The sequence below is a fragment of the Marinomonas posidonica genome, assembly GCF_043643765.1.
Classification (GTDB): Bacteria; Pseudomonadota; Gammaproteobacteria; order Pseudomonadales; family Marinomonadaceae; genus Marinomonas; species Marinomonas posidonica_A.
Map to the genome: position 1 here is coordinate 144155 of NZ_JBHZSP010000004.1, position 10680 is coordinate 154834.

Consider the following 10680-nt stretch of genomic DNA (forward strand, 5'->3'; position numbering starts at 1 on the left):
TCACTTTAAACAAAGCGAATTAATCCCCTCTATAATGAAAATAATTGATCTCTAAAAATAATTATCAGTATTTTGGCAGATCAAGTTAAATAATCTTGCTTATGTAGGTAGACTTTACCCATTAGACAATGAGCTTATACTTGCCGTGGGCAATAGGCCGATTATCTCAAACTTACTTGTTAATAATAAGTAGTACTAGAGAGCAAGTGATGAGTAAGGCAGGTCAATGGCGTTCTGATGGTCTAACAACGAAACTCTCGGACAAGTTCGAGTCAACCTTAATAAAACTGAATTGAACAAGAAACAGTAGGGCGATCGATAGGCTCTGCTAAGGCGAAGTATGAAAATCATCATTATTGGAGCCGGTCAGGTTGGCGCGACTCTGGCTGAGAATCTAGCAAGCGAAGATAACGACATTACGGTCATTGATACCGATTTAAATCGCCTTAGAGAACTGCAGGACAGACTCGACATCCAAACGGTAGAAGGCAGTGGGGCACACCCAGATGTGCTTCATCAAGCAGGCTGTAATGATGCAGACATGTTGATCGCTGTTAGTAACCAAGATGAAACTAATATGGTGGCTTGTCAGGTTGCCCACACTCTGTTTAAAACACCAACCAAAATTGGTCGGGTTCGATCCAGTGCTTATTCAAACTACCCCGAGTTATTCAGCGATCAAGCTTTGCCAATGGACGTACGCATCAGTCCTGAAAAAGAAGTGACTAAGCATTTGAGCCGATTAATTCGTTACCCGGGTGCTTTACAGGTAATGGAATTTGCTGAAGGCAAAGTACAACTAGTGGTGGTCAAAGCCGAAAAGGGTGGTCCTCTGATTGATCAGCCTATCAGCTATTTGAAAGAGCATATGCCTTCTATTCAAACTCGAATCGCAGCCATTTATCGTGACGGAAAATCCATTTCACCAGATGGCAATACGTATATTCGAGCAAATGATGAAGTGTTCTTTTTGACCGCTCAACGGGATGTACTGGATGTCATGAGTGAGTTACGTCCATTGGACACACCTTATCGTCGCATCATTATTGCCGGTGGCGGTAACATAGGTGAACGTTTGGCACAGAGTTTGGAGAAAGAATATCGCGTCAAAATTATTGAACGCGATGTAGAACGTTGTCGTTATCTATCGGAGACTCTCGACAACACGATAGTACTCAATGGAGATGCATCCAAACAAGAATTGTTACTGGAAGAGAATATCGAATCCACCGATGTGTTCTGCGCACTGACAAATAACGATGAGGCCAACATCATGTCTTCTATGTTGGCCAAAGTGTTGGGCGTTCGTACTGTCATGACCATTATTAATAACCCGGCCTACGTAGATATAGTACAAGAGGGCATGATCGACATTGCCATCTCACCACAACACACCACCATTAGCTCGTTGTTAAGTTATATTCGTCGTGGTGATGTGGTGAATGTTCACTCTATGCGTAAAGGTGCTGCGGAAGCTCTAGAAGCCGTGGCCCATGGTGACCATCGTTCATCAAAAGTGGTCGGGCGTAGTATCGCTAATATCAATCTTCCTGAAGGGGCCACCATTGGAGCAATCGTACGCGGTGATGATGTCATGGTCGCCACCAGTGAATTGGTGATTCAGGCAGAAGATCACGTCATTATCTTTGTAACAAACAAAAAACAGATACCAGCGGTTGAGCAACTCTTCCAAGTAGGATTGACCTTCTTTTGATGACGGTCTGTTAAATGAAAGTTATTGAGATTAACACCAGATTACAGCGATTGTTCGGCACTAGCATCTCAGCCAGTAGCCGAATGTTAGGACATAGATATGCATTTTAAGGTCATCTTACGGGTCATCGGATTATTGGTCATGGTGTTCAGTGTGTCGCTGATACCACCCATTATTGTGTCTCTTATTTACGACGACGGCGTTTTATCTGCCTTTTTGTATGCATTGGGGATCAACCTAATGGGCGGCTTTATGCTTTGGTTCCCTGTACGCAAAGAAAGAGGGGAATTAAAAATTCGTGATGGCTTCTTAGTAACCGTCTTATTCTGGTCGGTATTGGGATTATTCGGTTCTGTACCTTTCTTTCTTGCCGAAACACCAGACTTAACCTTTACCGATGCCTTATTTGAATCCATATCTGGTTTGACCACAACCGGTGCCACCATTCTGACGGGCATCGATGTGTTACCCAAATCCATTCTGTTTTATCGTCAGTTACTTACTTGGTTAGGCGGCATGGGTATCATCGTTCTCGCAGTCGCCATTATGCCAATGCTCGGCATTGGTGGTATGCAGTTATATCGAGCGGAAACCCCAGGGCCTGTTAAAGACACTAAGCTCACGCCGCGAATCGCAGAGACAGCAAAAGCCTTATGGTATATTTACGCGACGTTAACGTCCGTTTGTGCTTTGGGTTATTGGATTGCAGGCATGAGTTTGTTCGATGCTATTTGCCATAGTTTTTCTACCGTGGCAATCGGCGGTTTCTCAACCCATGATGCCAGTATCGGTTACTTCAACAGTGTCGCCATCGAGCTGATTTGTACCTTCTTTATGATCGTATCAGCCTTTAATTTTGCGTTGCACTTTTATGCTTGGCGACACAAAAGCGTATGGCATTACTTCAAAGATCCTGAGGCACGCTTCTTCCTGCTCATCTTGTGCAGTACCGTGATACTGTCTACCTTGGTGTTGGCCATGACAGCTACCTTTGATTGGACTACTTCATTGCGTTATGCCTTGTTTGAAAGTGTGTCCATTGCGACGACATCGGGCTTCGGTACCTCAGACTTTTCCACTTGGCCGCATTTCTTGCCTTTCTTGCTTATCGTGACCTCGTTTGTTGGTGGCTGCGCCAGCTCAACCGGTGGTGGTATGAAGGTCATTCGTATTCTATTGATCCTCAAACAAGGCATACGTGAAATCCAACGCTTAATCCACCCTAACGCAGTGATTCCCGTTAAGGTGGGCGGTAAAGCCGTACAAGAGCGTGTGGTATCTGCAGTATGGGGTTTCTTCTCAGCTTACTTATTGGTTTACGTCATCTTGATGATAGGCCTAATGGCGACGGGCTTGGACCAAGTAACCGCTTGGTCGGCCGTGGCTGCCACCTTAAATAACCTAGGTCCCGGACTGGGCGAAGTGGCCAGCAGCTTTACCAGCATTGGCGACCCAGCTAAATGGATGTTGTGTTTTGCTATGCTGCTTGGCCGCTTGGAAGTCTTTACCTTACTGGTATTATTCACGCCAATGTTCTGGCAGAAATAGTGACTTGATGAATTCAATTAGGATGACTCAGACATGACACCCGCCATCGATCAGCTAAAAAAACACAAAATCTCTTTTACATTGCATGAATACCAACATGATACACATTGCCAAAATTTTGGCGAAGAAGCCGCGAGCAAACTTAACTTAGCGCCAGCGACCGTGTTCAAAACGTTATTGGTTACTGATGAAAAGCAATTTTTCGTCGCCATTGTTCCCGTAACAGGGCAACTCAATTTAAAGCGCGCTGCCAGTGTCTTTGGCGTTAAGAAACTGCGTATGGCTGACGCCAAAGAAGCGGAACGCATAACAGGCTACTTAGTGGGTGGTATCAGCCCAATAGGACAAAAGAAAGCACTGATTACCTGTGTCGATGAATCCGCTCAAGCTTACCCTAAGGTGTATGTGAGTGGCGGACAAAGAGGACTGGACATAGGGATAGCACCGCATGACCTTAGTCAGCTATGCCGCCAGACTCGCTTTGACAACATTGCGCAAAACACATAAAACATTAGCAAGAGAAGACTCATGCCACAAATCAAACCCATCATCCTGTTAGATAGAGACGGCGTCATCAACCAAGACTCCGATGCCTATGTAAAATCCGTGGACGAATGGCAGCCTATTCCAGGCAGTATCAAATCCATCGCAGCGTTATCAAAAGCAGGATTTCAAATTTTTGTTGTGACCAATCAATCAGGCATCGCTCGAGGCTACTATGACGAAGCCACTCTGCAAGCCATGCATAATAAAATGGCCAGCTTAATTGCTGCAGAAGGCGGGACGATTCAAGGCATTGAGTATTGTCCCCATGGGCCAGACGACAACTGCTTGTGCCGTAAGCCTAAAAGCGGCATGATCGAAAAGATAGAAGCTCAGTTAGGTGTTAGCTTCAACAACATCCCAGCTGTCATGGTAGGGGACTCATTACGAGATTTACAAGCAGGACATGCCAGAGGTTGTCAGCCAGTATTAGTACTAACCGGAAAAGGTCGTCAAACTCAGTACAAGGACATTCCTTTTGCGTTTGAAGTTTACACAGACTTAGCCGCCTTTAGCATTGCGCTACTGCATAAATACAACTAATTAATACAACAACAAAGCCAGTATGTAAGCACTTACATACTGGCTGATTTAATCATTATCTTGTCATTCTGGATAAACGATACCAACTCAAAGCAATCATACTGATCAAACACGCCAGTAAATAGGGAAAAGCATCAACACTAAACAGTTCAATGATTGGGCCTGTTAACGTTGGCGCGACTAAGGCGCCTAAACCACAACACACAAACACAAAGGCCGTGCGTTTACCATTTAACGCCATGATGCTATTGGCATATGAAAACACCATAGGAAAGAAAGCAGAACACCCCAGTCCCAACCACAATGCCACCAGCACGAATGAAGCATCCGTCAGCATCATGACTAAGACCCCAGAAACTGCTATGCACAAATGCAAGTTCACTCCTTGTTGAGGGGTGATAAAACGCAATAAGGGGACAGAGACCAAACGACCAATAGAGATACTGACGAAGAACCAGGTAACCAGAATGGCCGCCGCATTTTGTTCTACGCCAGACAACACAGCATAGGTACTAATCCAGCCAGCAATGGTAATTTCAAAACCAACATAGAGGAAAATCACCGTCACAAAGGCCAAAAAAGTGGCTTTCTGTTTCGTCTCTGGCACTACTTCTTGCGCTCTGGCTTCAAACGTTGGACTAGGCTGTCGCCATAACAACAAAGGTAAGAAGACAGCATAGATAGCAACTAACCAATAACCCGCACCGTAATCTTGTCCTAACCATCCAGAAAACACCAAAATCAATGGTGCTAACATGGAGCCGGCACTGTGGCAAAGGTGCAATACCGTCACATAAGAACCGACTTTTTCCTTATGCAGCCAGATCATCATCATGTTACCGCCTGCGTTAGCCGATACTTCCGTGGCGCCCAGCAAAAAGAACAACACCATCAACATTGTTAAACTGGTTGAGAAGGGCACCAACACCAAGGCGACAATCATAATGCCCAACATAAGCATGATGTAATGATGTCCTTGCCAGCGTTCGTACATGCGTCCCGCCAACAAAGCGCCGAGAATATTGCCGATAGCGCGTGCTGTAAACACAACAGAGATCTCTGCAACCGAGGCATCAATCAGATCAGCTAAATAAATTAAGCTCGGCCCCAGCAAACCGGCAACGGCACCAATCGCTATAAACATTGCACAATACAAGCTTGTACGGGAAAGTTCTTTCATCGTTGCTCATCCAAAAGTATTCATCTGCTCGTCTTTCAATGACTCACATGAGGTTATTATTGTTCACAATCTGCAGGATTTAATCATGCAAGCTGATTAAATCCTAGGGCTTTTCAAAACACTTTAAACAACTGAACATAGGTCATTGGCAGCGCCGTTTAATTAGATGATAATAGTTATTATTTGATGTTGTGCCAGATACCCATATGACAAACCAAGACAAGTTGAATCGCATTGAAAAGGTGCTCGACTATATCCATGACCATTTAGATGAAACCATCCATGTGGCCGAATTAGCCGAGAAAAGCTGTTGGTCACGCTGGCAGTTTCAACGCGTCTTTGGTGAAGCCACTGGACTAACGGTGGCACAGTACACTCGAGAGCTAAGACTTAGCCATGCTGCAGAACTGCTTCTGTCCAGCCAGCAACGACATTTAGACATTGCGATGCAATGTGGGTTTGATTCGGAAATCAGTTTTTCCCGCGCCTTTAAGCAAATGTTCCACACCACACCAAGAGACTATCGTCAGCGCGGCATACGCCAAGGTTTACGCACTCCATTACAATATCGACAAGCTAATCATAGAGTCGAAGCGCCAAAAGCCTTTACCCAAATTCGCATCGAAAACCGCGATGCTTTTCAACTGAAGGCGCAATCTGATTGGATCTATGGACCTTTTTCAAACCAGCCAGACTTTCAACATAAGGTCAGGGAATTATGGCGCAAAGTCGACAGTGAAGTAGCTGATGATAATTCAAAAGGACAGCCAATTGGCGTCATTGATACGCAATTTTGTGCCAAACACCCTGAACAAATGCATTATTGGGCCAGCTATGCAGAACAAACCATGCTGCCTGACAATTACCCAACACTGACCGTGCCCGCTCAGGAATACGCCGTTATTCCCGTTCACGGTAAGGTTCAAGCCATTGAAGAAGCGGTTCGCTGGTTTCTGTTTTATTGGCTACCGGATTCTGATTACAACGGCGTGTCTGGTTTTGAACTGGAAATGTATCAATCCCACTATGATCCTGCCGATCCAAGCAGTTATATGGAATATTGGCTACCGATTACACAGAGAAAGTAAGGTAAGAGTCATAACTTGCACCAAATCGTTAAGTTTTCCAAAGGTGATATCAATAGAATGAGAGTCATTCTCATGACTAACATTATTCTCGGAGCAACAATGAAATCGACTCAGTCATTTCGACCTACTTTGATCGCCTTAGCAATCGCCGTTGCGACAGGTCAAGCCATCGCGGAAGATACCATCGATACCAATGACCTAAGCACCATTGAAGTAAAAGGCCAAACCTATCGTAACACGGCCACCAAAACCCAATTGGATACAGAAGAAACACCACAAGCCATCAGCATTATAGAATCAGAAACACTTGAAGAGCGTGGGGTAGAAAGCTTATCGGAAGCAGTACGATATACAGCAGGCGTTCACAGTGAACTGCGTGGTGGCTCAATCACACGCTTAGATTTGTTTAACATTCGTGGTTTTGATAACACCTTAGTTTACTACGATGGTTTGCCTTTGTTATCTAACGGCAATAATTTACAAGCCCAAATTGATGCCAGTGCCGTAAGCCAAATTGAAGTCTTTAAAGGACCAGCTTCTACCTTGTATGGCAGCATGCCTCCTGGTGGTATGGTCAATATGATCAGCAAAACCCCTCAAGCTATCAGCCAAAACTCTATTGAAGTATCAGTCGGTAGTGACAATAAAAAAGAAGCGTCATTTGATTCAACTGGAGCCATCAATGATGACGTTAATTATCGATTAATCGGTCTTGTCCGTGATAAAGATGGTCAAGCAAACACGACTACAGAAGAACGTATTATGATTGCACCTTCATTAGACATTAAGGTCAGTGAAGATACGCTTGTAAATCTCAATATGTATTATCAAAAGGACCCAAGTATGGGCACTTTTGGCGTACTACCTGGTGTAGGAAGCATTTACGATAATGAATATGGGAAAGTGGACTCCGACACTTTTCTAGGTGATGTAAATTTCAATACGTTCGATAGAGAGTTTTTGATTTTAGGCTATAAGATTGATCATAAAATCAATGACACTTGGAGCTTTTTACAAAATGCTCGTTTTACCACTGCGGAATCTTACCAAGAAATGGCCTATGCAACAGGTCTACAGTCAGATAACCGTACAGCCAATCGTACCGCTTATATAACGGATGAAGAGTCTGAGAGTATCAGTATTGATAACCAATTTTCTGGTGTCTTTGACATAGGAAATGTAGAACATAATGTTCTTTTAGGTGTTGACTACTTACAAACCAAGTCAAACTTTAAATACCAGTACGATTCAACAACAGTACCAACAATTGATCTATATAACCCGGACAATAATCAATTTACGGCAAACGACTTAACTTTTGTTGATTATAGTGATCATGACTACGAAAGCTCGCAATTAGGTTTATATCTACAAGACCAAATGCGCTTTGATCAACTCATTTTGATTGCTGGTGGTCGTTATGATCAATACAAGTATGAAGAGAGCGGTTATAACTATGGAAGTCCAGCAACAAAAGAGATAGACCAAACTCATTTTAGTGGTCGTCTAGGCGCATTGTATGAATTCGAAAACGGTGTATCCCCTTTTATCAGCTACTCACAAAGTTTCGAGCCAATTATTGATACTCGGAATTCTGGAAAGGACTATGACCCAACAACATCGTCACAATGGGAAACGGGCTTGAAATACAACGCAAATGATTTCAATGCCAGCTTAGCTATCTACGAGATCACCAAAAACGATATTCTAACGACGGATCCTGATGATGTTTATCGCAAAATACAAGTAGGCGAAATTCGTTCTCGCGGTATTGAATTGGAAGTCCATAAAGCTCTAACAGAAGAAATCAAACTATCAGTCGCCGCTAATATACAAGATGTTGAAATCATTAAAGATAATTCCGGTCTTCAAGGTAACACACCGATTCGTATCCCCGAAAAACAAGTCAGTACTTGGCTGTCTTACAAACCGACGTCCGGGAAACTGGTAGGAACAAATTTAGGAGCAGGCATTCGTTATGTCGGCGATATGCAAATGGATGCTGCAAATTCAGATACTATGCCATCCTATACTCTTGTGGATGTTTCGGTAGGCTATGATCTAGCGCAACTGTCACCTAGCTGGAAAGGAGCAAGCATTCAATTGGCTATTTCAAATCTGCTTGATGAAACCTACTTCAGTTGCTACAGCACAACAAATTGCTGGTTCGGAGCAGACCGTTCTTTTGAACTAACAGGGCGTTATGAATTTTAATGAGGTTAAAAACTAGATGGAGTCTTATCTAGATGAGTTATTTCACACTGCTCGACATTTGATTCCCGTATTGGATGGTCAACGACCTAGCCAAACGCATCATCTAGAAGCAGCCAAGACGCGATCGGATTCCCCCGAGTCTTGGCCTGACGTGGCAGAACTCATTGCTTCTCTTCATCACACGATCAATAAGGCGCATCCGGAAACGGGTGCGCCTTATTGGCGTATTCGCAGCTGGGGATTACTCTGCTGGCAACCCATTTATTTGGCCCTAATCTGCGTTTATCACTTACGCGCCGTGCCAAGTAACATCGCCACTATCAAACAAAAACAAGTGGGGGAAATGGTTTGCGGTTATCAACTGGCAGACGATCAATGGCTCGACCAAAGCTCACATAAGGCATTGATTGAACATCTAGGTCAGGGCTTACATAGATTATTCCAATCCTATCAGTCAGAGTTGATTGCCCAGCAGGGTGGTCGTCCAATCCTTTATCAAGCCTTATTGGCTGATCAACTGATTGAAACCATGCTGTATCTGCAGAGTTATGTGCAGCAACAAGATCAACAGAATCACCATCACTTCAATTTAACAGCAGAATTTCTTCTCTGGGCAGACGTTTTAGCCCTACCAACGAAAGCCTTACAGCGATTACAAGTCGATCAAACAAGCCAAGGACCTCAATTTGTGAGGCAAACCTGTTGTTTACATTTTCGCAGAGAAGAGGGTAACTTCTGTGCTTCTTGTCCTAAAACCAATAAGCCAAAGAAAAATAAGGTTTTATAAGTACCAATAAATAAGTGAGTACTTACTTAATAATATAAAAACCTCATCTTTGAATCATTTTATTAAATAATTATGATAAATCTAATACTTACCTTTTAGTATGTACTTACTAAAAGTTTGTTAGTGATGTATTCTGCTCTGTATCAAGTTTAAAAAATGACTCAATAGGAGATACATTATGATTTTAGTCACAGGTGCAACAGGTCAACTCGGTAACCTAATTGTTAACAATCTGATCAAACGTGGCACACCTGCCAACCAAATCGTGGTAGCTGTCCGTTCTCCAGAAAAAGCACAAACGCTTGCTGAGCAAGGTGTGGTCGTTCGTAAGGCAGATTATTCAGATCCAGCGTCATTAAACGCAGCGTTCGAAGGCGTTAAACGCGTGGTACTAGTGTCTTCAAGTGAAATAGGCCAACGCTTTCCTCAGCATAAAAATGTGATTGACGCGGCAAAGCAAGCTCACGTTGAACTATTGGCTTACACCAGCATAATTCGCGCCCAAGAATCACCATTGGCCTTAGCCGAAGAACATGTACAAACGGAACAAGCTTTGGTGGCATCCGGTGTCCCATTCGTTATGCTTCGTAATGGCTGGTACTCAGAAAACTATACGGCTTCCGTAGCGATGGCGCTAGAACATGGTGCCGTACTCGGCAGCGCAGGACAAGGTAAATACTCAACAGCCGCACGCCAAGATTATGCTGAAGCCGCTGCAATCGTCATCACCTCAGACAACCAAGCAGGCAAAACTTACGAATTGGCAGGTGATGACGCCTTTACACTAGCAGAGTACGCTGCCGCAATTAGTGAAGTGACAGGTAAAAGCGTGGTGTATCAAGATTTGCCTGTTGAAGAATACACTAAGGTTCTGGTTGGCGTAGGCTTGCCAGAGGCTTTTGCTGGCTTATTGGCAAATTCCGATGTGGGTGCATCAAAGGGCGGGCTGTTCAGTGACAGCAAAGACCTAAGTACTTTGATTGGCCGTCCAACCACGTCAATCAAAGACAGTATCAAAGCCGCTCTCTAATAAATTCAGCCTATCTATGCAGGTAAGCTTTTT

The 10680-nt window shown here is 43.8% G+C and carries 9 protein-coding genes; 8 read left to right on the forward strand and 1 reads right to left on the reverse strand.

Features of this window, described 5'->3' with window-relative positions; all coding sequences use genetic code 11:
• Positions 1 to 340 precede the first annotated feature (340 nt).
• From trkA to gmhB, 4 genes are all read left to right on the forward strand, one after another.
• On the forward strand, positions 341 to 1714 hold the full coding sequence (trkA, locus tag ACHUFM_RS06160) for a Trk system potassium transporter TrkA (RefSeq protein WP_394180595.1): 1374 nt from the start codon (positions 341 to 343) through the stop codon (positions 1712 to 1714).
• A 99-nt stretch (positions 1715 to 1813) separates the two neighbouring features.
• The gene (locus ACHUFM_RS06165) at positions 1814 to 3262 is read left to right on the forward strand and encodes a TrkH family potassium uptake protein (RefSeq protein WP_394180597.1); all 1449 of its coding nucleotides are present in this window, start codon (positions 1814 to 1816) and stop codon (positions 3260 to 3262) included.
• A 33-nt stretch (positions 3263 to 3295) separates the two neighbouring features.
• The gene (gene ybaK, locus ACHUFM_RS06170; RefSeq protein ID WP_394180599.1) at positions 3296 to 3769 is read left to right on the forward strand and encodes a Cys-tRNA(Pro) deacylase; all 474 of its coding nucleotides are present in this window, start codon (positions 3296 to 3298) and stop codon (positions 3767 to 3769) included.
• A gap of 21 nt (positions 3770 to 3790) precedes the next feature.
• Positions 3791 to 4348 (forward strand): D-glycero-beta-D-manno-heptose 1,7-bisphosphate 7-phosphatase, encoded by a 558-nt coding sequence (gmhB, locus tag ACHUFM_RS06175; protein WP_394180601.1) that lies wholly within the window; start codon positions 3791 to 3793, stop codon positions 4346 to 4348.
• A gap of 55 nt (positions 4349 to 4403) precedes the next feature.
• On the opposite strand, the gene ACHUFM_RS06180 is transcribed toward gmhB, so the two are convergent.
• Complete coding sequence (locus tag ACHUFM_RS06180; protein ID WP_394180603.1) at positions 4404 to 5528, reverse strand: MFS transporter; 1125 nt, start codon at positions 5526 to 5528, stop codon at positions 4404 to 4406.
• 206 nt (positions 5529 to 5734) lie between these two features.
• Between ACHUFM_RS06180 and ACHUFM_RS06185 the strand changes: the two genes are divergently transcribed.
• The 4 genes from ACHUFM_RS06185 to ACHUFM_RS06200 all read left to right on the forward strand — a co-directional run bounded on the left by ACHUFM_RS06185 (position 5735) and on the right by ACHUFM_RS06200 (position 10647).
• Positions 5735 to 6616: a helix-turn-helix domain-containing protein gene (locus ACHUFM_RS06185; protein WP_394180605.1), complete on the forward strand. Its 882-nt coding sequence runs from the start codon at positions 5735 to 5737 to the stop codon at positions 6614 to 6616.
• 72 nt (positions 6617 to 6688) lie between these two features.
• Positions 6689 to 8830, forward strand: coding sequence for a TonB-dependent siderophore receptor (locus tag ACHUFM_RS06190; protein WP_394180607.1), 2142 nt, complete (start codon positions 6689 to 6691; stop codon positions 8828 to 8830).
• Between the two features lie 16 nt (positions 8831 to 8846).
• Entirely contained in the window at positions 8847 to 9617 is a 771-nt protein-coding gene (locus tag ACHUFM_RS06195; protein ID WP_394180609.1) for a siderophore ferric iron reductase, read from the forward strand.
• A 178-nt stretch (positions 9618 to 9795) separates the two neighbouring features.
• On the forward strand, positions 9796 to 10647 hold the full coding sequence (locus ACHUFM_RS06200) for an SDR family oxidoreductase (protein WP_394180611.1): 852 nt from the start codon (positions 9796 to 9798) through the stop codon (positions 10645 to 10647).
• The last annotated feature ends 33 nt before the right edge of the window (positions 10648 to 10680 follow it).